Source organism: Halorubrum sp. Atlit-26R, from assembly GCF_003666015.1.
Taxonomy (GTDB): Archaea; Halobacteriota; Halobacteria; order Halobacteriales; family Haloferacaceae; genus Halorubrum.
On record NZ_QPLT01000003.1, the window covers coordinates 61,406 to 85,959 of the forward strand.

Annotated in this window: 17 protein-coding genes; 11 read left to right on the forward strand and 6 right to left on the reverse strand. The window is 71.7% G+C overall.

Annotated elements, in window-relative coordinates; all coding sequences use genetic code 11:
• Positions 1 to 27 precede the first annotated feature (27 nt).
• Positions 28 to 2,262 (reverse strand): AAA family ATPase, encoded by a 2,235-nt coding sequence (locus DVK07_RS04670; RefSeq protein ID WP_121595980.1) that lies wholly within the window; start codon positions 2,260 to 2,262, stop codon positions 28 to 30.
• 577 nt (positions 2,263 to 2,839) lie between these two features.
• Between DVK07_RS04670 and endA the strand changes: the two genes are divergently transcribed.
• Complete coding sequence (gene endA / locus DVK07_RS04675; RefSeq protein WP_121595981.1) at positions 2,840 to 4,000, forward strand: tRNA-intron lyase; 1,161 nt, start codon at positions 2,840 to 2,842, stop codon at positions 3,998 to 4,000.
• A 26-nt stretch (positions 4,001 to 4,026) separates the two neighbouring features.
• Here the strand turns inward: endA and DVK07_RS04680 are convergent, their stop codons facing one another.
• Positions 4,027 to 5,865: a bacterio-opsin activator domain-containing protein gene (locus tag DVK07_RS04680; protein ID WP_121595982.1), complete on the reverse strand. Its 1,839-nt coding sequence runs from the start codon at positions 5,863 to 5,865 to the stop codon at positions 4,027 to 4,029.
• Between the two features lie 347 nt (positions 5,866 to 6,212).
• On the opposite strand from DVK07_RS04680, the gene DVK07_RS04685 reads away from it, so the two are divergent.
• Genes DVK07_RS04685 through DVK07_RS04705 form a run of 5 tightly spaced genes read left to right on the forward strand, consistent with a single transcriptional unit; the run spans position 6,213 to position 13,627 of the window.
• On the forward strand, positions 6,213 to 7,256 hold the full coding sequence (locus tag DVK07_RS04685; RefSeq protein ID WP_017344235.1) for a 4Fe-4S dicluster domain-containing protein: 1,044 nt from the start codon (positions 6,213 to 6,215) through the stop codon (positions 7,254 to 7,256).
• A 4-nt stretch (positions 7,257 to 7,260) separates the two neighbouring features.
• Positions 7,261 to 8,532: an NrfD/PsrC family molybdoenzyme membrane anchor subunit gene (nrfD, locus tag DVK07_RS04690; protein WP_121595983.1), complete on the forward strand. Its 1,272-nt coding sequence runs from the start codon at positions 7,261 to 7,263 to the stop codon at positions 8,530 to 8,532.
• Positions 8,529 to 11,786, forward strand: coding sequence for a molybdopterin-dependent oxidoreductase (locus DVK07_RS04695; RefSeq protein WP_121595984.1), 3,258 nt, complete (start codon positions 8,529 to 8,531; stop codon positions 11,784 to 11,786). Before nrfD ends, DVK07_RS04695 begins: the two co-directional genes overlap by 4 nt.
• Positions 11,787 to 11,791: 5 nt before the next feature.
• Positions 11,792 to 12,508 carry a molecular chaperone gene (locus tag DVK07_RS04700; protein WP_121596170.1) on the forward strand — a complete coding sequence of 239 codons (717 nt, stop codon included), beginning with the start codon at positions 11,792 to 11,794 and terminating at the stop codon, positions 12,506 to 12,508.
• A 39-nt stretch (positions 12,509 to 12,547) separates the two neighbouring features.
• On the forward strand, positions 12,548 to 13,627 hold the full coding sequence (locus DVK07_RS04705; protein WP_121595985.1) for an Mrp/NBP35 family ATP-binding protein: 1,080 nt from the start codon (positions 12,548 to 12,550) through the stop codon (positions 13,625 to 13,627).
• Positions 13,628 to 13,754: 127 nt separating this feature from the next.
• On the opposite strand, the gene DVK07_RS04710 is transcribed toward DVK07_RS04705, so the two are convergent.
• Positions 13,755 to 14,255, reverse strand: a complete 501-nt coding sequence (locus tag DVK07_RS04710) for a hypothetical protein (RefSeq protein WP_121595986.1) — start codon at positions 14,253 to 14,255, stop codon at positions 13,755 to 13,757.
• Between the two features lie 129 nt (positions 14,256 to 14,384).
• Between DVK07_RS04710 and DVK07_RS04715 the strand changes: the two genes are divergently transcribed.
• Positions 14,385 to 14,987, forward strand: coding sequence for a hypothetical protein (locus DVK07_RS04715; protein WP_121595987.1), 603 nt, complete (start codon positions 14,385 to 14,387; stop codon positions 14,985 to 14,987).
• 30 nt (positions 14,988 to 15,017) lie between these two features.
• Here DVK07_RS04715 and DVK07_RS04720 read toward each other — a convergent pair whose 3' ends face one another.
• The 3 genes from DVK07_RS04720 to DVK07_RS04735 form a co-directional block, all read right to left on the reverse strand.
• On the reverse strand, positions 15,018 to 15,914 hold the full coding sequence (locus DVK07_RS04720; protein WP_121595988.1) for an SDR family oxidoreductase: 897 nt from the start codon (positions 15,912 to 15,914) through the stop codon (positions 15,018 to 15,020).
• Between the two features lie 86 nt (positions 15,915 to 16,000).
• A complete protein-coding gene (gene serS, locus DVK07_RS04725) occupies positions 16,001 to 17,371 on the reverse strand; it encodes a serine--tRNA ligase (RefSeq protein ID WP_121595989.1) in 1,371 nt (456 codons plus the stop codon).
• 438 nt (positions 17,372 to 17,809) lie between these two features.
• Positions 17,810 to 18,307 carry a hypothetical protein gene (locus tag DVK07_RS04735; protein WP_121595990.1) on the reverse strand — a complete coding sequence of 166 codons (498 nt, stop codon included), beginning with the start codon at positions 18,305 to 18,307 and terminating at the stop codon, positions 17,810 to 17,812.
• A 124-nt stretch (positions 18,308 to 18,431) separates the two neighbouring features.
• Here DVK07_RS04735 and DVK07_RS04740 point away from each other — a divergent pair, with 124 nt between their 5' ends.
• The 4 genes from DVK07_RS04740 (at position 18,432) to DVK07_RS04760 (ending at position 24,535) form a co-directional block, all read left to right on the forward strand.
• A complete protein-coding gene (locus DVK07_RS04740) occupies positions 18,432 to 19,763 on the forward strand; it encodes a dihydroorotase (RefSeq protein ID WP_121595991.1) in 1,332 nt (443 codons plus the stop codon).
• Positions 19,764 to 20,018: 255 nt separating this feature from the next.
• Positions 20,019 to 21,065, forward strand: a complete 1,047-nt coding sequence (locus tag DVK07_RS04750) for a MoxR family ATPase (RefSeq protein WP_121595993.1) — start codon at positions 20,019 to 20,021, stop codon at positions 21,063 to 21,065.
• A gap of 30 nt (positions 21,066 to 21,095) precedes the next feature.
• The gene (locus DVK07_RS04755) at positions 21,096 to 22,259 is read left to right on the forward strand and encodes a DUF58 domain-containing protein (RefSeq protein WP_121595994.1); all 1,164 of its coding nucleotides are present in this window, start codon (positions 21,096 to 21,098) and stop codon (positions 22,257 to 22,259) included.
• On the forward strand, positions 22,256 to 24,535 hold the full coding sequence (locus DVK07_RS04760) for a transglutaminase domain-containing protein (RefSeq protein ID WP_121595995.1): 2,280 nt from the start codon (positions 22,256 to 22,258) through the stop codon (positions 24,533 to 24,535). Before DVK07_RS04755 ends, DVK07_RS04760 begins: the two co-directional genes overlap by 4 nt.
• Positions 24,536 to 24,554 lie beyond the last annotated feature (19 nt).

The following is a 24,554-nucleotide window of genomic DNA, read 5'->3' on the forward strand; positions in this document are numbered from 1 at the left end:
CCGGATCGACCCGTCGTTCCGCCCCGCTCAGGCGGTCTCGGGGCGGACCGATTCGAGCGCGGCGTCGAAGTCCTCGCCGGTGATCCCGACCTCGTCGGCGTGGTCGTTGGCGGCCTCGCCGTGCTCGTCGGCCACGCGCTCGATGGCGCGCATCGCGGCCGCCCGCGTCAGCGAGGCGATCTCCGCGCCGGAGTACCCCTCCGTCTCGTCTGCGACCCGTTCCAGGTCGACCTCGTCGGTCAGCGGCTTGCCGCGGGTGTGGACTTCGAGGATCTTGCGGCGCGCCTCGCGGTCCGGCTCCGGCACCTCGACGTGGGTCTCCAAGCGCCCGGGGCGGAGCAGCGCGGGGTCGAGCGCGTCGCGCCGGTTGGTCGCCGCGAGGACGACGAGGTTCGGGTTGTCGCTGGCGCGGTCGAGTTCCGTCAGGAGCTGGGAGACGACGCGCTCGCTCACGCCGGAGCCGTCGCCGCCGGCCGCGTCGCGGTCGGTCGCGACCGCGTCGATCTCGTCGAAGAAGATGATGGCGGGCGCCGCCTGCCGGGCCCGGTCGAACAGCTCGCGGACCGCCTTCTCCGACTCACCGACGTAGCGGTCGAGGAGTTCGGGGCCGGCCACCTGGATGTAGTTGACCCCGCTCTCGCCGGCGATGGCGCGCGCGAGCAGCGTCTTCCCGGTCCCCGGGGGCCCGTACAGCAGGACGCCGGTCGGGGGGTCGGCGCCCGCGGCGTCGAACAGCGGGCCGTACGACAGCGGCCACGTCACGGCCCGTTCGAGCTCCTCCTTCGCGTCGTCGAGGCCGCCCACGTCGGCGAAGTCGGTGGTCGGCTGCTCGGCGACGTACTCGCGCATCGCGCTCGGCTCGACGCTCGCGTGCGCGGCCTCGAAGTCCGCCTTGGAGACGGTCACCTCGTTCAGCGCGCGCGAGTCCGACTCGCGGGCGCGACGGAGCGCGGTCATCGCCGCCTCCTGCGCGAGCCCCTCGATGTCGGCGCCGACGAACCCGTGCGTGCGGCTCGCGATCCGGTCGAGGTCCACGTCGTCCGCCAGCGGCATCCGGCGCGTGTGGACGTCGAGGATCTGTCGGCGCCCGGACTCGCCGGGGACGCCGATCTCGATCTCGCGGTCGAACCGGCCGCCGCGGCGGAGCGCGGGGTCGATGGTGTCGACGCGGTTCGTCGCGCCGATGACGATCACGTCGCCGCGGGCGTCGAGCCCGTCCATCAGCGAGAGCAGCTGGCCGACGACGCGGTTCTCCACGTCGCCGCCGTCGTCGCGCTTGCCCGCGATCGAGTCGATCTCGTCGAAGAAGACGATCGCCGGGGCGTCCTCGCTCGCGCGCTCGAACACCTCGCGGAGCCGCTCCTCCGACTCGCCCTTGTACTTCGACATGATCTCCGGGCCGTCCACCGTGATGAACGTCGCGTCGACCTCGTTGGCGACGGCGCGGGCGATCAGCGTCTTTCCGGTCCCCGGCGGGCCGTGGAGGAGGACCCCCTTCGGCGGGTCGATGCCGAGCCGGGTGAACACCTCCGGCTCGGAGAGGGGGAGCTCGATGGTCTCCCGGACCAGCTCTAACTCCTCGTCCAAGCCGCCGATGTCCTCGTAGGTCGCGCCCGCGGTATGCTCGGCGGGCGGCGAGTCGCCCGCCTTCGGGCGCGCGTCGTCTCCGGGGAGGTCGGTCCCCGAGCCGGCGGCGGGCGCGGACCGGTCGTCGTCGGCCGGTGCGCTTCCGCGGTCACTCGCGGCCCCCACGTCGCCCTCGTACTCGACGGACACGTCCGTCGAGGCGGTGATCCGGACGGTCCCCGCGGGCGCCGTCCGGGCCACGACGAAGCGAAGGCCGCCGAGGCGCTCGACGTGGACCGCCTCGCCCTCGGTGACGGGACGGTCGCGGAGCTCGCGGGAGAGCGCGCGCTCGACGACCTCGCGGCTCACGTCGACCTCGGCGAGGCGGCCGGGGGCCGTCAGCGTCACGCGGTCCGCGTCGGCGACGTCGACGGGGGCGATGGTGACGGTGTCGCCGACCTTCACGCCGGCGTTCGCGCGGGTGTCGGCGTCGATGAGGACGGAGCCGTCGGCGGCGTCGGGGCCGCCGGGCCACACCTTCGCGACCGCGGTGCGCTCGCCGCGCACCTCGACCGTGTCGCCGCTGAGGAGGGCGAGCCGCTTGCGGGCCGACTCGGGGAGCCTGGCGATGCCCCGGCCCGCGTCCCGCTTCTCGGCGGCACGCACCGTGAGCCGGAGCCCTGCGGTGTCGTTCATACACCCCCCTTCCGGCCCGCGGCTCTTTATCCTTGTCCGACGCCGTCGCGAGCGGTTTCCCGGCCGCGGATATCGATCCAAAACGGTCGGGAGGGTAGTGACGGTTGCTTATAAATAGCGGCCGCGGTGGCGTGCGCCTGCGAGCGGCCGCCCTCGGCGGCCGCGAGTCGCACGCGCGAGGGAGTCAGTCGCCGGAGCGAAGCGGAGGCGACTGACGAGGCTGGGGAGGCGTGAGGTGCTGTGCGGTGCGGTCGGGTGGGACTCAAAGGGGCAGCCGCGAGGGGCGCGCAGACGACGTAAGCACCGCAGGGAGCGAACGGAGTGAGCGACCGAGGAGCGCAACGAGTGTGCGCGCCCCTCGCGGTGGGGCTTTGGAGGTATTCTCACCCGACCCACCAGGAGACATTTATAAACGAACGGCTCGGGCGTTGGTCGCCGTCCTGTCGTCGGTAGTTTATAAATACCCGACGACGATACCACCACTAACTTATAAATAAACTTCTTGCCGATCCGATCCAGTATAGTCGCTCCGGTACCGACCGCAACCCCCTTCCCTCGGCCGGACGGCCTGACGCGTATGCAACCGACGGGACACCTGCGCGGCGACGCGGTCCGCGTCGGCGGGGACGCCCGCCAGCGCTTCTACGACGCCCGGGGGTACGGGCGGCCGCTCGACGGCAACGAGATCGCGCTCTCGCGGGTCGAGGCCGCGCACCTGCTGTTCCGCGGCGACCTCTCCGGGATAACGCTGAGCGATGAGTCAGACCCCGTCGGCTTCGAGCGCTTCTTCGTCGCGAGCGCGGCCGCGGCCGACCGCTTCGCGGTGCGGTTCCTCGTCTACTCGGACCTCCGCGACCGCGGCTTCTACCTCTCGCCGGCCCGCGACCCGTGGCCCGGCGGGAGCGACGCGCCGAGCGACGCGGTCGACTTCGTCGCGTACGAGCGCGGCGAAACGCCCGACACGGGCAACGTGAAGTACCCGATACAGGTCGTCGGCGAGCGCGAGTCCGTCGCGGCCGCGGAACTGGCCGGGCGCACCCTCGCGGTCGTCGACGAGGAGTCCGACATCACCTACTTCGCGGCCGAAGCGGGCGGCATCGAGGGCGCGACCGACTACGATCCCCCGGCCGATCTGACCGGCGTCCTCCTCGCCGATCGCGTCGTCGTCTGGGACGCCCCCGAGGACCTCTACGAGCGCGGCTTCTACGGCCGGCCGCTCACCGGGCGGGCCGCCGACGTGGAGGGCGCGCTCCAGCTCTCGCTCGTCGAGGCCGCGTCGCTGGCCGCAGACGGCCGGCTGTCGCTGTCGGCGTCGGTGGAGGGCGAGAGGACCGAGGACGCAGACGCGACCGCGCTCGACGCGGCCGCCAGAGTCGTCGCCCGCGGCCGCGACGTGGAGGGCGAGCGCTTCGACCGCCGGCTCGCGGTTTATAAGCGCCTCCGGGCGGCGGACGCCGTCCCCAAAACCGGGTTCAAGTTCGGCGCCGACTTCCGGACGTACCTCGACGTGGAGACGGTCGAGGACCTCCCGCACTCCGAGCACCTCGTGCGCGTGGTGGGGCCGGACCACGAGTTCTCGCCGCGCGAGCTCTCGCTCGACGTGCGGCTCGCGGGCGGCGTCCGCAAGGAGATGGTCTTCGCGCTGACGGCGGTCGGCGGCGAGCACCCCGGTGACGGCGCCGACGCGCCCTCCGACGCCGACGTGGCGTGGCTCTCGGTCGACCGGCTAACGCCGTAGCCGACCGGAGCCGGTCCCGCGGACAGCTACGACACCGTGACGGCGTCGTCGAACAGCGCGGCGAACAGCTTGTTCTCGGCCGCCCGGAGGTGCTGTGTGAACGTCGTCTGTGAGATGTCCATCATCGACGCCACCTCCTCGCCCGTGTGTTCGCGGGGCCACTCGAAGAATCCGGCGTAGTGCGCGGTGCGCGCCGCCTCGCGCTGTCGGTCCGTCAGCGCCCCCGCCAGCTGCTTCCGGAACCCGGCCTCGGTCTGAACGTCGCGCTCGCGCTCGCGCTGCGCGACGAGCGTCAGCCCGTCGTACGCCGTCTGAAGCGCGTCGACGACGGACCGGATGTCGTTCGAGCTGGCGACGTGCGCGACCAGCGTCCCGCTCGTTCCGGCGACCGAGAGCGACTCGACGCCCGCGCCGTACTGCGCCAGCGTCGCGACGATCGACCGCTCGCCGAGCGAGAACCGGAACAGCGAGCGTCCCTCGTGGGTGTAGACGTGCTGTGCCGCGTCGACGCCGTCGGCGCCGGCGGCGTACTCGGAGACGGCCTCCGGTTCGGCGTCCGCGACCGTGACGTACTGGACGCGGTCGCCGTCGCCGCCGCCGACGTGCTCGACGTCGACCGTACAGTCCAGTTCCGCCGCCACGTTCGCCAGCGGCTCGTCGATCCCGGTCAGCTGGAACTCCAGTTCGGTGACGCTGTCCGCGGCGAGCGTCCGCTTGCTCTCGACGGCGCTGATCGCGTCGGCGACCGTGCGACCCAGTTCCGCGAAGATGTCGCGCTCGATCAGGTCGAACGCGTCGGCGTTGCGGGTCATCACGACGAGCACGCCGTACTCCGCGCCGCGGTACGCGAGCGGCACCACGACGCAGTGCGACTCGCCGGGACGCCCGGCGAGGTCGTCGTCGACCTCGGTGAACACCGGACGGGAGGCGTCGAGCGCCGCCTCGATCGGCGTCGGGTCGGTGGCGCACAGCGTCTCGATGTGGCCGTCGAGCGCGTCGACGTCGGCCCCCGAACACGAGCGCGGACTGACGGTGCCGTCGACGAGCCCGCGGCCGCCGGTCCAGGCCACGTCGAAGAGCTCGGCGGAGGCGAACTGCTCGCAGACGGCGGCCTCGATCTCGGCTCTCGTCGACGCGGCGACGAGCTCCCGGTTGACGTCGCGCAGCACCTCGTTCGTGTTGTTCAGGAGCGCCAACCGCTCGTTCTGGTCCTCGATGCGCAGCTCGCGTTCCTTCCGTTCGGTGACGTCGCGCTCGATCGCGACGTAGCGGTCCACGTCGCCGTCCTCCGTGATCGGCGCGATCGTCGCGTCGATCCAGCAGAGCTCCCCCGACTTCCGACGGTTCGTCAGCTCGCCCTCCCACACCGACCCGGACTCGATCTGCTGCCAGAGCCCCTCGTAAAACTCGTCGTCGTGTTTCCCCGACTGCCAGAGTCGGGGGTTCTCGCCGACCACCTCCTCCGGTTCGTACCCCGTGACCGTTTCGACGGCCGGGTTCGCGTACTCGATGGTGCCCTCCGGGTCCGTGAGGAAGATCGCGTGCCCGGCGTGTTCGATGGCCTTCCGGAAGCCCCGGAGCCGCTCGTTCGCCCGCTCTAGCCGCGCTTTGACGGCGTCCTCCTCGTCGACGTACTCGGAGAGGTAGTACACCGTCAAGAGAGTGAGTCCGCTCACGACGAGCCCGGGGAGCTCCTCGACCCCCGTGGTCGCCGTCCGGACGGTGAGCAGCTGCCGGAGCGTCATGAAGGTCAAAAGCAGCGTCAGGAAGCCGAACCGCCGATCGCGGGTGCTCGCGAGCAGCAGGACAGAGTAGCCGACGCCGAGCAGCCGAAGCCCGATCGAGAGCGCGATGATCCAGTTCATCCGCTCCGTCTCCCCACTCGGCGGACCGTCGTCTCCGCCCCGCCGGTCGTTCGTCCGCTTCGGTACGGTGCGTTCATGTCCGGGGGGAGTCCGTTCTCGTTGATAATGTCGGCGGTCGCCGGCGCGCGGCGCGAAACGGGCGATCCGGCCGACCGATCCCCCTCGATCCAAACAGTATTGGCACCCGGAATATGGGGTGTCTCTCCCGGGAGATCCCGGGGCAAACTGTATTGGTATCACCCTTTCCACCGGGGTCCGCGTACGTTAACGCGTATGACCTCCAGGACTAACCGGCCGGCGCGATACGGACCGCTCGTCGGCGAGGCGACCGGCGACGGGTGGTGGCGATGAGCACCGCTGACGACGGGGACACCCTCCCCGGCATCCCGAACGTCGGGAAGGCCGACCTCGACGCGATGGTGGAAGCGGAGCGGCCCGACCCGCGGGAGGAGCTCGCGGACGTCGAGGCGGACACCGACCTCGGCGTCGCGATGGCGGAGGACGCGCAGCGCGTCGCCCGCGGCGAGATCACCGGCGACGACTACTGGGAGAAGTACGACGAGGCCGCCGCCGCGGAGTTCGGCGAGGCGTACCGCGAGACGCCGAACCCGGCGGTCGACTCGGGCGACCAGACCGTCTCGACCGAGACGGCCGAGTCGCTGAGCTGCGCCGTCGGGTCGATGGACACGTTCTCGACGGAGACGGCGCAGGTCGAGGACGAGGCCGGAGACGAGTCGGACGGGGGGATCGGCGCGGGCGACGAGAAGTGGGGGATGGTGATCGACCTCCAGAAGTGCGTCGGCTGCGACTCGTGTACGGTCGCGTGCAAGTCCGAGAACCGGACCCCGCCCGGGGTCTCGTACAACGTCGTGATGGAGGAGGAACACGGCGAGTTCCCGAACGTCACGCGGACGAACGTCCCGCGCCCGTGCATGCAGTGCGACAACCCGCCGTGCGTTCAGGTGTGTCCCGTCTCGGCGACGTACAAGATGGACGACGGCGTGGTCAACATCGACTACGACCGCTGTATCGGCTGTCGGTACTGCAACATCGCCTGCCCGTACGGCGCGCGGTACTTCGACTTCGGCGAGAACTACGACGACGAGGTCGAGGGGGCGGGCGAGGTCACGAGCCCGGAGTACGGCGTGGACCGCGGCCCGCGCGAGGAGGGCGAGTCGCCGATCGGCAACATCCGCAAGTGTAGCTTCTGTACGCACCGCCTCGAACGCGGCGAGGAGCCGGCCTGCGTCGAGACGTGCGTGGGCGACGCCCGGAACATGGGCGATCTCGAGAACCCCGACAGCGAGGTCGCGAAGATGGCCGACTCGTCGCGCGCGTTCCAACTGAAAGAGGACGAAGGGACCGACCCCAACGTCTACTACCTCAAATAGACCCATGGCGACACAGAGTCCACACGTCGAGTTCGACCCGGGGTTCGAGGACGACCGGCTGCGCGTCGCCTGGTACGCGATCGTCGCCGTCCTCGTCGCCGTCGGCGCGTACGCGACGTACTTTCGGCTCACGGAGGGGATGGCGAGCACGAACCTCACGAGCGTCGTCCCGTGGGGCGCGTGGGTCGCGTTCTACATCTACTTCGTCGGCCTCTCGGCCGGCGCTTTCCTCGTGAGCACGATGGCGAACGTCTTCGAGGTCGAGGGGATGCACCGGATCGACCGCGAGGCGCTGTTCGCGGCCGTCATCAGCATGGCGGTGGCGCTGCTGTTCGTCTGGATCGACCTCGGGCGGATGGACCGGATGTACTTCCCGTTCCTCTGGCGCCAGCTGACCTCGGCGCTCTCGTGGGAGGTCCACGCCTACGTGGCCTACATCGGGATCTTGGTCACGGAGCTGTACTTCTCGATGCGGATCGACCTCGCGCGGGTCGCCGAGCGCACGTCGGGGCTCAAAAGGCGGTTCTACGCGGCGCTCGCGCTCGGCCGGCTCGACACGAGCGATGAGTCGCAGGCGTTCGACCGACGCTGGCTCAAGCGGGCCGGCGTCGTCGGGATCCCGCTGGCGATCTTCATGGTCCACGGCGGCACCGGCGTGTTGTTCGCCGTCTCGAAGGCCCGTCCGTACTGGAACAGCGGGCTGTTCCCGGTGATATTCGTCGTCTCGGCGCTGCTCAGCGGGACCGCTCTGGTGATGCTGATCTACGTGCTTCGGACCCGGCTGTTCGACGGCGACTCGGTCGACCCGGACCTGCTGGATCGACTCGCACAGCTCGTGATCGGCTTCATCGTCATCGACGCCGCCCTGACCGCCATCGAGACGTTCATCGCGATCGCCAGCGTCCACCCCCACGAGATCGAGACCTGGCGGGTGATCATGTACGGCCCGATGTCGTGGTCGTTCTGGTGGTTCATGGTCGGCTTCAGCTGGGTGTTCCCCATGGTGTTGCTGAGCAAGCGGTCCTGGCGGCGCTCGCCCTCGGTGATGGTTCTGGCCGGGCTGAGCGTCGTCGTCGGAATCGTCGCGGTGCGGTTCAACATCGTCGTCCCGGCGCAGGTCATGCCCGTGATGGAGGGACTCCCCCACGGGTCGTACTTCCCGACCCTCGTCGAGTGGGGGACGAGCGTCGGCATGATCGGCGTCGGCCTGCTGTTGTACACGCTGGGCGCGGAGACGCTTCCGTTGACCCCGCTTTCCGGAGGTGACCACGAATGAGTTCCGACGATTCGGGCGAGGGCGGCGCGGGCGTGTCGCGCCGCGACTTCGTCAAGGCGGCCGGGAGTATCGGCGTCATCGCGGCGGCGAGCAACGCCGCGGTCGACGTGGACGTCGACGACCTGTGGACGGACGACGAACACCACTACGTCGGCGACGAGTACGGCGAGTACGGCGCGAGCGACGTGATACACACCACCTGCGGCCAGTGTAACACGTTCTGTCCGATCAAGGTCAGGCTCGCGGACGGGAGCGGCACCGGCGAGTACAGCTCGCTCGTCCGGAAGCTCGCCGGGAACCCGTACTCGTTCCTCACCACGCAGCCGTTCTCGCAGGTCCCCTACGACAGCGACCCGGAGGACGTGGCGATGGGCGACGTCGAGGGGAGCGGCGACGTCGACACCGACCGCTGGTCGCTCTCCGGCGGTCGGATCTGCCTGAAGGGACAGGCGGGCATCCAGACGGCCTTCGACAGCTACCGCGTCCGGCAGCCGATGAAGCGGGTCGGCCCGCGCGGCTCGGGCGAGTGGAAGACCGTCTCGTGGGACGAGGCGATCCGGGACATCGTCGAGGGCGACGACGAGCTCGGCCACCCCGGGCTCGAAGACATCTGGGGGTACGCCCCGCGGGAGGCGGTGATGAGCGACTGGGAGGCCGTTCAGAGCGGCGAGCTGTCCAAGTCGGCGTTCGACGAGAAGTACGCGGACGACCTCATCGACACCGACCACCCCGACCTCGGCCCGAAGTCCAACCAGATCGTCGACGTCGGCGGATTCCGGCGGAACTTCATCCGGAACCGGCTCTGGCACCAGGGGCTCGGGTCGATCAACAGCATCCATCACGCCGGGACCTGCGGCGTCTCGAGCGTGATGGGCAACGTTCGGTCGCACGCCGCCCAGAAGAAGCGACAGTACCCGGACGTCGAGAACTGCGAGTACCTCATCGCGTGGGGGACCAACCCGATGGTCGCCAACAAGGGCCCGACGTGGCTCGCGCCGAAGCTGACGAACGCCATCGAGGACGGGATGCGGATGGACGTCGTCGACCCGCGCCTGTCGAAGACGGCCGAGAAGGCCGACACGTGGGTGCCCGTCGAACCCGGCGCGGACGGGGCGCTCGCGCTCGGGATGGCGCGGTGGATCATCGAGAACGACCGCCACGACCTGACGTACCTCCAGAACCCCTCGCGGTCGGCCGCGAGCGACGACGACGAGCCGACGTGGAGCGACGCGACGCACCTCGTCCTCGTCGACGAGCCGGCGGGGCCGAAGGCGCGCGCCGCCGACCTCGGGCTCGTCGACGAGGACGACGAGGCCGCCGACGACTTCGTCGCCGTCGACGCGGCGACGGGCGAGCCGCGTCCCGCGAGCGAGGTCGACACGGCGGTCCTCGACGTCGACGTGACGGTCGACGGGGCGGCGGTCCGGAGCGTCTGGAGCCAGTACCGCGAGCGCGTCTTCGAACACACCGTGGAGGAGTACGCCGAGATGGCCGGCGTACCGGTCGAGCAGATCGCGGAGATCGCCGACGAGTTCACCAGCCACGGCAAGCGGGCGGCGATCATGGCCTACCGCGGGCCGGCGAAGCACACCAACGGCTTCTACAACACGCGGGCGATCGCCACCCTCCAGCACCTCATCGGCAACTACGACTGGAAGGGCGGCCAGATCACGCCCTACGCGGGCTACGACACCATGTCCGGCCGGTACGAGCTCGGCTCGGTCCCGGACGGCCACTCGCCGTGGGGGATCCCGCTGCTCCGCGGCGGCGTCAACTACGAGGACACCTCGCTGTTCGACCGCGACGACGGCTACCCGGCGAAGCGGCCGTGGTTCCCCGTCGCGCCGCCGCAGGCGACTCAGGAGCTCTACGGCAGCGCCGCCGACGAGTACCCGTACGGCGTCGAGGCGCTGTTCATCCGGCCGTACTCGAACAACCACGTGATGGCGGTCGCCGGCGGCGACGAGATCCCGGCGATCCTGAAAGACACCGACGCGATCCCGCTCATCGTCGCCTCGGACACGGTGATCGGCGAGACGAGCCAGTACGCCGATTACATCCTCCCGGAGCCGACCTACCTCGAACGGTGGGAGAACTTCGGGACGTACCCGAACAAGCGGCTGGCCGACGAGAAGATCAGTCAGCCGGCGGTGTCGGTCGTCCCCAACGCGCGTCCGTTCGAGGACGTGCTCATCGAGCTGTGGTCGGAGCTCGACCTCCCGGGCGTCGGCGAGGACGCCGTCCCCGACGCCGACGGAGACCTGTGGCCCCTCGAACGGGCCGAGGACTTCTACCTGAAGCTCGCCGCTAACATCGCCTACAGCCGCGACCCGGTCGCGGACGCGAGCGAGGACGAGCGGCGGGCGTTCCGCGAGAGCCACGAGAACGGCCTCGGCGAGGCGTTCGACCTCGACCGCTGGAGGGCCGCGGTCACCGACGAGGAGTGGCCGAAGGTCGTCACCGTGTTGAACCGGGGCGGCCGCTTCGAGGAGCCGACAGAGGGGTACGACGAGGCGTTCGCCGAACACGGTCACGACTACGACTACGCCGAGCGCGCGGACGACTCGAACGCCTACGACGGCGAGCACATGCGGTACAAGCTCGAGTCGCGCGTCGACTTCTACAGCGAGGTCGTCCCGAACGGGAAACACTCCTTCACCGGCGAACGCTTCGACCCGCTCCCGCGGGTCGACGACGTCGAGCACTACGACGGCACCGTCCAGGCCGCGGTGAGCGGCGACGACGACCGGGAGCGCCCGCTCCGGCTGATCAACTGGAAGCCGCGGACGCAGGGCATGCACCGCACCCAGAACAGCCCGTGGCTCCGGGAGACGCGCCCCGAGAACCCGCTGTGGATCAACCCGCGTGACGCCGAGGAGCGGGGCATCGAGAACGGCGACGAGATCGCCATCGACGCCGGTCGCGAGACCGTCGACGGGGTCGCGATGGTCACGAGCGGCATCCGGCCGGGCGTCGTCGGGGCGATGTGGGGCTGGGGTCGGACCGGCGACGGGGCGACGGCCCAGACGGTCGACGGCGAGACGCGGCCGCCGGTCGAGGCCGACGGCCACAGCGACTACCGGTTCGACGAGCCGATGAGCGAGGAGGCCGGGTACGCGAAGGGCCGCGACGCCGGCTTCGCGATCAACCACGTCCAGCCGTTAGACGAGCGACTCGGCGACACCGGTCTCTCGGACCTGGTCGGCGGGAGCAACGCGCAGTACGACGCCTTCGTCGACGTGGAGCGGCGGTGATCTGCGTGTCCGAAACCGCACCCGAGGATTTCGACGAGGCCGCGACCGCGACGGCCCGAGCGCGGCTGTACGGGCTGCTGGCGGCGACCTTCGACGGCGAGGCCGAGACGACCGCGGCCGCGATCGACGAGGGAGCCTTCGCGGCCGTCGCCGAGGCGTTCCCGATCGACATCGAGACGGCGCCCCTGCGCGGCGACGAGTACGACGCGGACGCGCTGAAGATCGGGTACGACAACCTGTTCGTCGTGCCCGGGAGCCACTACGTCCCGCCGTTCGCGTCCGCCCACGCGGTCGACCCGAGCGAGGAGTTCGAGTCTGACTCGCGGTACCACACCGCCGGGGACGCCGGCGAGCTGCTCGGCGACCCGGCCGCCGACATGGCTGAACTGTACGCCGCCGGCGGGTTCTCGCCCGAGCGGGGCGACGACATCCCCGACCACGTCGCCGCCTGCTTCGAGTTCATGCGCGCCCTCTGCGAGCGGGAGGCGGCGCTCCGCGACGGCGACGGAACCGAGTCGGACCTCGACGCGGTCCGCGGACTCCAGGCCCGGACGCTCTCGCGGCTGGGCTGGATCGACCGGTTCGAGGAGGCCGTCGCGAGCCGCGACACCGCGGAGGGCGTCTTCGCCGCGATCGCCCGGCTCGCGCGGACGTTCACCGCGTGGGACGCGCGAGAAGTCGTCGACGCCGACGAACAGCCGTCCGAGAACACGACCGCGTAACCACGCCAGCGTAACCACGCCACCGTAACCACACCATCGATGACAACTACCACCATCTCAGACGCAGACTTCCGTGATCGCCTCCGCGCCGTCGACGATCCGGCGCTCGGGACGGACATCGTCAGCGCCGGCCTCGTCACCGACGTGACCGTCGACGACGGGACCGCCGCCGTCGAGCTCGCGCTCGGCGCGCCCCACGCGCCGGACGAGGCCGCCATCGCGGACCGCGTCCGCGAGGTCGCCGCCGACGCGGGGATCGACGCCGAGCTCTCGGCGAACGTACCGCTGTTCGACGCCGCCGAGTCGTCGGTCCTGCCGGGCGTCAAGAACGTGATCGCCGTCGCCTCGGGGAAGGGCGGCGTCGGGAAGAGCACCGTCGCCGTCAACCTCGCCGCCGGCCTCGCGGACCGCGGGGCGAACGTCGGGCTGTTCGACGCCGACGTGTACGGCCCGAACGTCCCGCAGATGCTCGGCGCCGACGCCGACCCGGACGTGGCGACGGTCGACGGCGAAGAGCGGATCGAACCCCCGACCGCGCACGGGCTCGAACTGATGAGCGTCGGCCTGCTGATCGACGAGGACGACCCGGTCGTCTGGCGCGGCCCGGTCGCACAGAACACGCTCACCGACCTCTTCGACGACGTGTCGTGGGGGTCGCTCGACTACCTCGTCGTCGACCTCCCGCCGGGGACCGGCGACGTCCAACTGACGGTGCTCCAGAACCTCCCCGTCACTGGGACGGTCGTCGTCACGACGCCGCAGTCCGTCGCGGTGGGAGACACCCGCCGAGGCGTTCAGATGTTCGGGGAGTACCGGACCAACGTGTTGGGCGTCGTCGAGAACATGAGCGGGTTCGTCTGCCCCAGCTGCGGGGACACGCACGAGATCTTCGGCGAGGACGGCGGCCGGACGCTGGCCGACGCGGTCGACGTCCCGTACCTCGGATCGCTGCCGTTGGACCCGGCCGTCCGCGCGGGGGCCGACGACGGCGAGCCGATCGTGTTCGGTGACGACGGCGACACCGCGGCGGCGTTCCGGGACTTGGCGGCGACGGTCGCGAACAAGGTCGGCGTCCTCCGGCGTCACCACCGACAGCGGGAGAGCGAGGGGCCGACCTGAGGCGAGAGGCGCCGCCGGCGCCGCCGCCGACGACGCGTTCGCGTGGGCGGGATAGCGCGAAGCCGGCCCTGAGACGCCGCCGAGCGGAGATGGAGCGGTCCGCCGATCGGTCGGCTGACGCCGTCGTTCACGCCTCCGCTATCCGGAAGGGGACGACGTAGGTCCGACCGTCCGCCCCGAGCGAGAAGACGTACTCGCCCGGTCGGTCGAGCACCGCGTCGCGGCGGTCCGACGCGTCCCGCGCGGTCGGGTCGTAGCGGATCTCCCACGTCTCCGTCTCGCCCGGGGGCAGCTCCCGCACGGTCAGGTTGTGGACCCCCGCGGGCGCGTTCGCGGCCGTCTCCCACTCGGGGGCGTCCGCTCCCCGCTCCGCGGCGTTCCGGAAGACGACCCATTCGTCCGGGTTGACCGGCACCGTTTCGTTCCCCACGTTCGTGGCGGTGACGCGGACGGTCTCGGCGTCCCGTTCGAGGGACAGCGAGAGGCCGCCCGCCCGTTCGTCCGGACACACCGGGTCGTCGACCCGCTCGCCGTCCGGTCCGATCGCGGGACAGTCCGGGGCGCCGCCCGACAGGCAGCCGGCGAGGACGACGAGGCAAGCGACCGCGACGAGCGCGAACCGAGACATACCCGGGACGACCGCTCGCCGTTCAAAAGGGGTGCCGGAGGCTACGACGATCGCTTGAGCCACCGCGTCCGGGCGCGAGCGCCGTCAGAGAGCGGGAGCTTTTTCCGGCGGTGACGCCCTTCGCCACCCATGGACGATCCCTCCATGTTCCCGTCCGAGTCGGACGAATACGACATCTCGACCGTCGACCTCAGCGACGACCGCTACGAGGTCAAACAGTCGCTGGTCCGGAACAAGTACGCCGTCCGCGACAGCGCCGGCGACGTCGTCCTCCGCGGGAAACAGAAGATGTTCAAGCTGAAAGAGGAGTTCCCGTTCGTCACCGGCGACGGCGAGGAGGCCTTCTCGGTGAAGGCGGGCGGCATTATCGACGTCGGCGGCAACTACGCCATCGTCGACGCGGGCACCGGCGAGGAGGTCGTCGTCTTGGACGAGGACTACTCGCTGTTCGTCGAGAACTGGACGGTCCGCGACCCCGACACGGGAGAGGCGCTGGCGACGATTCAGTCGAAGAACAAGCTGCTGTCGGGGCTCCGCCACCTCGTCGGCGCCGCGAACCTGATCCCGAACAAGTACGAGATATTCGACGCCGACGGCGGCCACGTCGGCGACATCGAGGGGCAGTTCTCGATGCGCGACGCCTACACGGTCACCGTCGACGACGCAAGCGACGTGCCCAAAGAGGCCGTCGTCGCCGCGGCGTGTATCCTCGACGCCCTGGAGAACCAGTAGGATCGGGGCAGCGCGGGATTCCGGCTCGCGCTACGCCCGGAACTCGTCGGTGTAGTCCTCGACGAACTCGCGGACCGTTCGCGGCGGGCGACCCAGTAGCGCCTCGACGTCGTCGGTCGTCCGCCCGGAGCGGCCCAGCCGAACGACGGAGTACTCCGCGACCATGAACGCGACGAACCCCGGAGAGAACCCGCGTCGATACATCTGTCGCGCGAACGTCAGCCGCGACGGGTCGGCGTACTCGATCGGCCTGTCGAGCACCTCTGAGAAGATCTCGGCCACCTCCTCGAAGTCGAGTGCCTCGGGCCCGGTGAGGTCGTAGGCGCGGTCCGCGTGGCCCGACTCGGTGAGCACCCGCGCGGCGACCGCCGCGACGTCCCGCGCGTCGGTGAAGCTCAGGACGCCGTCGCCGGCCGGGACGAATATCTCGTCGCGCTCGACGATCTCTCGGCGGTGGATCTCGCTCAGGTTCTGAGCGAACCACGAGGCGCGGAGGAAGGTGTGTGCGAGGTCCGTCCCCGCGAGGTGCGTCTCGATCCGGCGATGCGGAAGGACAGGGAACTTCTCCGCGCCGAGGATCGACAGGAAGGCGACGTGTTCGACGCCCACTCGGTCGGCGGCGTCGGCGAACTCGGTGACGTCACTCACCGCGCTCCCCGGCGGGTAGAGGAGGAACAGCCCGTCGACGCCCGCCAGCGCCGCCCCCCACGTCTCGGGGCGACCGAGGTCGAACTCCACGGGCTCCGGCCCGTCGCCGAAGGCGTCCCGCGCGCGTTCCGGGTCCCGCGTCGCGACGCGGACCGACGCCTCGGCGTCGAGAAGCTCTCGGACGAGCGGCGCGCCGACGGTCCCCGTCGCACCGGTAACGAGGACGCGGTCCGCGGTCGGTCGTCCCGAGTCCGCTTCGTCGACGGCGGCGCGTTTCATACCTCCCGTTCGCGGCTCGCGTATAAGAGACTCGGCCTCCGTCCGGGCACGAAGGCCTCAGCCGGCGTCGCCGCCGCGCCGCCCGCCTACTCCCCGCCCAGCTTCGACTCGCCGACCGCGTCGTGCCCCTCGATGACCTCCGTGCCGCCCATGTACGGGCGCAGCGCCTCGGGGACGGTGACGGTGCCGTCGTCGTTCTGGTAGTACTCCAAGATCGCGACGACGATCCGCGGCACCGCGAGCCCCGAGCCGTTGAGCGTGTGGAGGTGCTCCGCGGACTCGTGGTGCTCCTCGCGGTAGCGGATGCCGGCGCGGCGCGCCTGGAAGTCCTCGAAGTTCGAGACGGACGAGACCTCCAGCCAGCGGCCGCCCTGTTCGGGCCCCTCGTCCATGTCGTCGCCGGGCGCCCACACCTCCACGTCGTACTTCTTCGCCTGCGTGAAACCGAGGTCCCCCGTACACATCTCCAGGATGCGGTAGGGGAGTTCGAGGCGGCGCAGCACCTCCTCGGCCTCGTCGACGAGCCCCTCGAAGCGCTCGTCGCTCTCCTCGGGCCGGACGAAGTTCACCATCTCCACCTTGTTGAACTGGTGGACGCGGACGATGCCGCGCGTCTCGGTGCCGTGTTCGCCCGCCTCCTGCCGGAAGTTCGGCGTGTACGCCTGATACTTGAGGGGAAGGTCCTCGCCGAGCAGGATCTCGTCGCGGTGGAGGTTCGTGACCGGCACCTCCGCGGTCGGGAGCAGCCAGAGGTCGTCGTCGTCGTACTCGTCCTCGTTCGTCCCCTCGACGCGGTAGGCGTCCTCGGTGAACTTCGGGAGCTGGCCGGTGCCGCGCATCGACGCTGAGTTGACGGGGATCGGCGGGAAAACGTCCTCGTACCCCTGCTCGCGGTGGACGTCGAGCATGAACTGGATCAGCGCGTGCTCGAGTCGGGCGCCGTCGCCCTTCGCGACGTAGAAGCCGCCGCCCGCGACCTTCGCGCCGCGCTCGAAGTCGAGGATCTCGAGGTCCTCGCCGAGGTCGTAGTGCGGCTCCACGTCGGCCGGAAGGTCGCGGAGGTCGTCGAACCCCTCGCGGCGGCGCTCGACGTTCTCCGACTCGTCTTCGCCCACTGGGACCGAGTCCTGCGGGATCTGCGGGAGTTCGAGTAAGGACTCCTCCAGTTCCGCCTCCAGTTCCTCGGCGCGCTCCTCGATCGCCTGGAGCTCGGCCTTGAGGTCCTGCGAGCGCTCGATCGCTTCTTCGGCCGCTTCCTCCTCTCCGGCCGCCTTCAGCTCGCCGATCTTCGAGGAGACCTCGTTGCGCTCGTGGCGCAGGTCGTCGCCGCGCTGTTTCAGCTCCCGCCACTCCTCGTCGACGTCGAGAATCCGGTCGAGGTCCACGTCGACGCCCTTGTTTTCGAGCGCCTCGCGGACGACCTCGGGGTTCTCCCGGACGAACTGTCGAGACAGCATTTGTCGGGAGTTCCGCGGGGCGACCCAAAACCGTATCGGAGCGTCGCTAACGTCTCACAGCGTCTTCGTTTGATTGGCACTCGCTACTGGGCGGTGAACTCTTCCAACGTCTCCGCCGCTCGCTTATAAATGGGTGACAGTGGATCCGCGGAGAACTCCCCCAAAGCCCCAGTCGCGAGGACGGCGCACGCTCGTTGCGCGCTTCAGTCGCTCACTCCGTTCGCTCCTTCCAGTGCTTACGTCGCCTGCGCCGTCCTCGCGACTGCCCCTTTGAGCCCCACCCCGCCCGCGACCGCGCCTCACGCCTCCCCAGCCTCGCCGCTCGCTCCGCTCGCGGCGTCCCTCGCGCGTGCTCCTCGCGGCCGCCGATGGCGGCCACTCGGAGGCACGCGCCGACCGCCCCATCCATTTATAAATCGACGACCGGTGACTGAATGGTCAGTACCCGCCCGGCAGCGCCATCCCGACCGCGAGCGCGACGAGCGGCACGGCGGCGACGAGCGCGTACCACAGGCCGGCGCCAGCGAGGAGGAGCCACGTCGAGACGCCGTATCCCGTCGGGTCCCAGTCGACGCCGAGCCGCGGCAGGGCGAGCACGGCGACCGCCGGCGCGACGAAGGCGACGAGGACTGCCCCGAGCAGCGCCGTGAGCAGGAACCCGGAGCTCCACGCGGGCCCCGCCTCGGCGGCGCGCGCGACGGTGAAGACGACGCCGACGAGGTACGGGACCGAGAGCCCGACCGAGACGCCGAGGTACGAGGGGAGGAGTCGCCCCGCCGGGGGGAGCGCGCGGAACAGCGCCCGAAGGCGCTCGGCGGCGAGGAACGGCGCGCACAGCCCGGCGGCGGCGAGACCGGGGAAGAGTACCAGCGCGAGCGTCCACAGCCAGCCGACTGCGACGTCGACGGTCGCGGGGGCGAGAGAGAGGAGGGCCATGGGCGGGAGACCCGTCGGAACCGGCAAACCTCTTGCGGTGACGGCCTGTCGGCTCGGAGGGGGCCCCGGGAGACCGACCGGAACCACCAGCGTTTATCCCGCTCGCCGCGACCGGCCGACAACGATGCTCATCACGGGCGCGACGCTGGCCGACGGCCGGGTTCGAGACGTGCGGATCGGCGACGACGGACGGATCGCCGCGGTCGCCGAGGGGCTCGGCGCCGACGCCGGCGAGCGCGTCATCGAGGCCCGCGGGAGACACCTCCTGCCGGGCGCCGTCGACGTCCACGTCCACTTTCGCGAGCCGGGCGGGAGCCACAAGGAGACGTGGAGCTCGGGCTCGCGCAGCGCGGCCGCGGGCGGGGTCACGACCGTCGTCGACCAGCCGAACACCTCGCCGCCGACCGTCGACGGCGCGGCGTTCGACGAGAAGGCCGCGCTCGCGGCCGACTCGCTCGTCGACTACGGGATCAACGGCGGCGTCACGGAGGAGTGGGACCCCGAGAGCCTCTTCGACCGCCCGCTGTTCGCGCTCGGCGAGGTGTTCCTCGCGGACTCGACCGGCGACATGGGGATCGACGCCGACCTGTTCGCGGACGCGCTCGACGCGGCCGCGACCCGCGACGTCCCCGTCACCGTCCACGCCGAGGACGCGACGCTGTTCGACGAGTCGGCGCTTGACGGCGACCTCGGGGGGACCGGAACGGCCGCGACCGCGGACGCGTGGTCCGCCTACCGGACGGCCGACGCGGAACTCGCCGCCGTCGAGCGCGCGCTCGGGGCTGCCGCCGAGCGCGACGCGCGGGTCCACGTCGCGCACACCTCGACGCCGGAGGCGGTCGACGCGGTGACGGACGCCCGCGAAGACGGGACGGACGCGACCTGCGAGGTGACGCCCCACCACCTCTACCTCTCCCGCGAGCGGGCGCGATCGCTCGGGACGTTCGGTCGCATGAACCCGCCGCTCCGCTCCGAAGAGCGTCGCGAGGCGCTGTTCGCGCGGCTCGCGGAGGGCGACGTCGACGTCGTCGCCACCGACCACGCGCCGCACACGGTCGAAGAGAAGCGCGCGGGGCTCGTCGACGCGCCGAGCGGCGTCCCGGGCGTCGAGACGCTGTACCCGCTGCTGCTCGAATCGGCGCGAAAGGGCGAGCTGTCGATCGAACGCGTCCGCGACGCCGTCGCCGCGAACCCCGCCGAGATATTCGGCCTCGACCGGAAGGGGCGGGTCGCGGAGGGGCGCGACGCCGACCTCGTCCTCGTCGACACCGCGGACCCGCGCGAGATCGAGGCCGCCGCGCTCCACAGCGCCCCCGCGTGGACCCCCTTCGAGGGGCTGCGCGGCGTCTTCCCCGAGGTCACGCTCGTCCGGGGCGAGGTCGTCTACGAGCGCGACCCGGCGACCGGAGCGGCGTCGTTCGGCGAGCCGGCCGGGCGGAACGTCCGGGAGTCGTAGTCGCGCCCGGGGACCCCTCGACGCGGCGGGGATCGAGCGTCCCGCGCGGTCGGCGACGAGACGCCGAGACACCGAAGTCCCGAGACGCCGAGACACCGAAGTACCGAGACGCCGAGATCGGCCGCGACGAGCGGACCGCCGCCGGCGGAACGCATATGCCGTTGCTCGCCCTACCCGGGGTATATCAATGATCACGGGGAGCATTCGCACGGTCGTCTCCGGACGGGAGCCCGACCCGGACGAGGCCGACCGAACATGACGGCCCCCGGGGAGTCGGGACCGGCGGGGGCCGGTCCAGCGGAGTCGGCGGACGCCGAGGCGGAGTCGACCGGCCGCGAGGAGACGGGGACGACGGCCGGCACCGCCGCGGCCGCGGAACCCGAGACGCCCGCGGACGTCGCCGCGCTCGCGGACCGCATCGTCGAGGAGGTCGAGGACGTGATCGTCGGCAAGCGCGAGGCGGTCGAACACGTCCTCGTCACCGTGTTGGCGCGCGGCCACCTCCTCGTCGAGGACGTACCGGGCGTGGGGAAGACGACGCTCGCGAAGTCGGTCGCGCGCTCGATCGACGGCTCGTTCAAGCGCGTCCAGTTCACGCCCGACCTGTTACCCTCCGACGTCACCGGCGTCAACGTGTTCAACCGCCGCACCGACGAGTTCGACTTCCAGCCCGGGCCGGTGTTCGCGAACGTCGTCCTCGGCGACGAGATCAACCGCGCGCCGCCGAAGACGCAGTCGGCGCTGCTGGAGGCGATGGAGGAGAACCAGGTGACCACCGACGGGACGACCCGCGAGCTGCCGGACCCGTTCTGCGTGATCGCGACCCAGAACGACGTGGAGCCCGGACAGACGTACGAGCTCCCCGTCGCCGAGGTCGACCGCTTCACGAAGAAGATCCGGCTCGGCTACCCGGACGCGGAGGAGGAGGCCGCGATCCTCGGGCGGCTCACCGGCGACCACCCGGTCGACGCGGTCGAGCCCGCGGCCACGATCGCGGACGTCCGGCGGGCCCGCCGGATCGTCGGCGAGATCGAGGCCTCCGAGGCGGTCCGGGAGTACGTGGCCCGGCTCGCGGTGTTCACCCGACAGAATGCGAAGCTCGGGGCGAGCCCGCGCGGGAGCCTCGCGCTGATCCGGGCGTCGCAGGCCCGCGCCGCGCTCGACGGCCGCGGGTACGTGGTCCCGGACGACGTTCAGGCGGAGGCGCCGACAGTGCTCTCGCATCGCATCCGGACCGAGTCGGGCGGGACCGACGGCGCGGACGTCGTCGACGACGCGCTCGACCGGATCCGCGTGGAGTGACGGGATGACGCCGACACCGCCCTCGCACAGATGACGCCCGAACTCACCCGCCGGGGACGCGTCGCCGGCGTCGTCGGCCTCGTCGCGGCCGCCAGCGCGCTCGCCGCCGGCGGGCGCGCGCTCGACGCGATCGTGATCCCGGTCGCCATCGCGCTCGCGGCGGGCTACGTCCAGGTGTCGCGCGTCGACGTGCCCGCGGTCCGACACGTGACGCCCCCCGACGGGTTCGTCGGGGAGACGCGCGAGGTCCGCCTGGAGTTCGGTCCCGGTGCCGTGCGGAGCGACAGCGACGACCACGGCGCCGGACCCTCCTTTCTCGCCGACGTTCAGGTCCACGTCGACGAGGGGCTCGAGGGGCCGACGTCGCCGATCCGGGCGTCCGTCGGCACGGAGCCGGTGACGTACGCCGTCACGTACCGCGAGCGCGGCGAGCGGACCCTCGGTCCCGTAGACCTGACCGCGACCGACGTGTTCGGGCTGTTCGAGCGAGAGCTCGTCGTCGACGAGACCGCGGCGGTGACGGTGTTCCCGCCCCGCGACCCGATCCCGACGCGGTTCCGCCGGGCGCTGTACGCGGCCGACGCGGTCGACGTGAGCCGGCGGCGCGAGGAGTTCGACCGGCTCCGGGAGTACACCCGCGGCGACGCGGTCCGCGACGTCCACTGGGCGACGACCGCCAAGCGCGGCGAGATCGTCGTCAAGGAGTTCGCGGCCGAGACCGCCCGGAACCGGGTGACGATCGCGGGCGGCACGGAGGTCGGCGGGAGCGGGGACCGCTCGCCGTTCGCGGGCAGCGCCCTCGGCGACGACTCGGCGGCCGACCGCTCAGCGAGCGCGGCCGCGGCCGACGAGCTCGCGCGGGCGACGGCGAGCCTCGGGCTGGCGCTGCTCGACGACGGCGTCCCGGTCGACGTGCGGCTGCCGGGCGGGCGCGTCTCGGCGGCCCCGGGCGGTCGCGGCCGCCGCGAGGTGCTGGAGCTCGCGGCGCGGACGGGCCCGGGGGCGGTGGCCGACGACGAGGCCGACGTGACGGTCGTCGCCGACGCGGACGGCGCCCGGTTCCGCGCGGGCGACCGGTCCGAATCCCTCGACGACCTGCGCCGCGAGGCGGAGGCCGAGCGCGCGCCGAGCGACGGCGCCGGGCCGGACCGGGCGGACGAGGCGACTGACCGACGGGAGGTGGCGTCGCCGTGAGCCCCGGCTCGTCCGTCCGCGCGCGCCTCTCGCGGAGCGGTTCCGGCGGGAGCGACGGGCGGCTGGCCGACCCGGCGGTCGTCGGCGTCGCGGTCGTCGCCGCGGCGTACCTCGCCGTGTTCTTCGAGGTGACGAACGTCGTCGGCGGGACGGGGCGGACAGCGGCGGTCGTCGCGGTCGCGGGGCTCGGCGGGCTCGCGCTGGCGCGGGCCGTCGGCGAGCGGACCGCGCTGTGGCTGGCGGGGCTGCTGTTCGCCGCGGGGCTCGCGGGCTACTTCCTCGCGATCCCCGCGAGCCGGCGCGCGCTGTTCACGGTCCGGAGCGTCGCCTTAGACCTCCTCGCGCTGTCGACCGGGCTCTCCGTGCTGCGGCTGGCGCTCGCGGACGTCTGGGTGCTGGCGGTGGCGCCGGTGCCGACGTTCCTCGTCGGCTACTTCGCCGGACGCGGGCGCCACGTCGCGGCCGCGACGGTCGCGGGCGGGACGCTCGGCTTCCTCGTGCTCACCGGCGACGCCGGGACGGGCGCCGCGGTCGCCGGCGTCGTCGGCCTCGCGCTCGCCGTCGGGCTCTCGACGCTGTCGACGCCGAGCCGGCGCCGCGGCCACGCGGGCACGTTCACGCTGGTGGTGGCGGCGATGGTCGTCGCGAGCGCGACCGTCACCGTGATCCCGGCGGGCGCGGCGGCGCCGCTGGGGCTCGACCGCGGCACGACGACGCTTGAGTCGAGCCTGAGCGGCGGCGACGAGCTGGAGGTGATCGGCACCACGCGGCTCTCCCCGGAGGTGCGATACACGATCGAGAGCCCGGTCGAGCGGAACTGGCACACGGGCGCGTACGACACGTACACCGGCGACGGCTGGGTCAGGAGCGGCGAGCGGTCCGCGGTCAACGACACGCTGCCGGGCCCGCCGGGAGCGAACGACAGCGTCGACGTGACGGTCACCGCGGAGACCGAGTCGAGCGCGCTCCCGGCGCCGTGGAAGCCGGTCGCGGCCTCCGGCGGGGGCGCGGTCGAGGTCGACGAGCGCGGCAGCCTCCGGCTGGCGGAGCCGCTCGGACCGGGCGAGACGGTGACCGTCGAGAGCCGCGTCCTCGACGCCGACCCCGCGACGCTCCGGAACGCCAGCACCGACTACCCCGAAGCGATCGAGGAGCGGTACACCCAGCTGCCCGAGAGCACGCCGGAGCGGGTCGGCGAGCGGACCGAGGCGATCACGGCCGCGGCGGACGCCGACTCCCCGTACGAGCGGGCGGCCGCGGTCGAGGCGTACCTTCGCTCGGAGTACGACTACTCGCTGACCGTCGAGCGACCCGAGGGCGACGTCGCCGACGCGTTCCTCTTCGAGATGGACGCCGGCTACTGCGTCTACTTCGCGACGACGATGGCGGCGATGCTCCGGTCGCAGGGGATCCCCACGCGGATGGAGACCGGCTACACCTCCGGCGAGCGGGTTGGCGACGACGAGTACGTCGTCCGCGGACAGAACGCCCACGCCTGGGTGTCGATCTACGTGCCCGACCACGGGTGGGTGGCGTTCGACCCCACCCCGTCCGCCCCCCGCGACGAGGCGCGCGACACGCGGCTCGCGGATGCGCGGGCCGACGGCGCCGAAGACGTCGACACCGAGGCGTCCGCGCCCGATCGGACGCCGGAGGCTGACACCGACTCGGACCGCCCGGACTCGAACGGCAGCGATTCGGGGCCGAACGCGGACGGGAACGACTCTTCCGAGGCGACGGCGGCGGACGCGAACGACACCAACGGCTCGCAGGGGAACGCTTCAGTCGATATCTCCCGCCTCGAAGGGGCGGAGGTGGACGACGTCACACCGAACGACGGGGCCGATAGCCCCGGGGACGGAAACGGAGGGACGCTCCCCGACCCGGAGACCGCCCTCTACTGGCTGCTCGTCGCGGGCCTCGGCGTCGCGGGCGTCCGGCGAACGGGGATAGCGAGCCGGGCGAGCCGACGGATCGGTCCGGTGCTTCCCCGGCGGCGCGGCGACCCGACGGCGGACGCCGAGCGGGCGTTCGCCGACCTCGAACGGCTCCTCGCCGAGCCCTACCGCGAGCGGCGACCGGGCGAGACCCCGCGGCGCTACGTCGACGCCGTCCGGACGCTCGGCGCCGACGAGCGCGTCGAGACCGTCGCGGAAGCGTACGAGCGCGCCGCGTACGCCGGATCCGTGACACGCGACGAGGCCGACGCGGCCCGCCGGGCGGTGCGCCGCCTCGCGCTCGAACGGCTCCCGCTCATCGGGCGGTTCGTCCGCTGATCGGGGGGCTTCCCGACAC

Excerpts from the sequence above, each read along its gene's own strand:
- DVK07_RS04670 (WP_121595980.1), bottom strand. The coding sequence starts at position 2,262 with ATGAACGACACCGCAGGGCTCCGGCTCACGGTGCGTGCCGCCGAGAAG.
- DVK07_RS04720 (WP_121595988.1), bottom strand. The coding sequence starts at position 15,914 with ATGAAACGCGCCGCCGTCGACGAAGCGGACTCGGGACGACCGACCGCG.
- DVK07_RS04705 (WP_121595985.1), top strand. The coding sequence starts at position 12,548 with ATGACAACTACCACCATCTCAGACGCAGACTTCCGTGATCGCCTCCGC.
- DVK07_RS04750 (WP_121595993.1), top strand. The coding sequence starts at position 20,019 with ATGACGGCCCCCGGGGAGTCGGGACCGGCGGGGGCCGGTCCAGCGGAG.
- DVK07_RS04735 (WP_121595990.1), bottom strand. The coding sequence starts at position 18,307 with ATGGCCCTCCTCTCTCTCGCCCCCGCGACCGTCGACGTCGCAGTCGGC.
- DVK07_RS04715 (WP_121595987.1), top strand. The coding sequence starts at position 14,385 with ATGGACGATCCCTCCATGTTCCCGTCCGAGTCGGACGAATACGACATC.
- DVK07_RS04685 (WP_017344235.1), top strand. The coding sequence starts at position 6,213 with ATGAGCACCGCTGACGACGGGGACACCCTCCCCGGCATCCCGAACGTC.
- DVK07_RS04680 (WP_121595982.1), bottom strand. The coding sequence starts at position 5,865 with ATGAACTGGATCATCGCGCTCTCGATCGGGCTTCGGCTGCTCGGCGTC.
- endA (WP_121595981.1), top strand. The coding sequence starts at position 2,840 with ATGCAACCGACGGGACACCTGCGCGGCGACGCGGTCCGCGTCGGCGGG.
- serS (WP_121595989.1), bottom strand. The coding sequence starts at position 17,371 with ATGCTGTCTCGACAGTTCGTCCGGGAGAACCCCGAGGTCGTCCGCGAG.
- DVK07_RS04755 (WP_121595994.1), top strand. The coding sequence starts at position 21,096 with ATGACGCCCGAACTCACCCGCCGGGGACGCGTCGCCGGCGTCGTCGGC.
- DVK07_RS04695 (WP_121595984.1), top strand. The coding sequence starts at position 8,529 with ATGAGTTCCGACGATTCGGGCGAGGGCGGCGCGGGCGTGTCGCGCCGC.
- DVK07_RS04710 (WP_121595986.1), bottom strand. The coding sequence starts at position 14,255 with ATGTCTCGGTTCGCGCTCGTCGCGGTCGCTTGCCTCGTCGTCCTCGCC.
- DVK07_RS04740 (WP_121595991.1), top strand. The coding sequence starts at position 18,432 with ATGCTCATCACGGGCGCGACGCTGGCCGACGGCCGGGTTCGAGACGTG.
- nrfD (WP_121595983.1), top strand. The coding sequence starts at position 7,261 with ATGGCGACACAGAGTCCACACGTCGAGTTCGACCCGGGGTTCGAGGAC.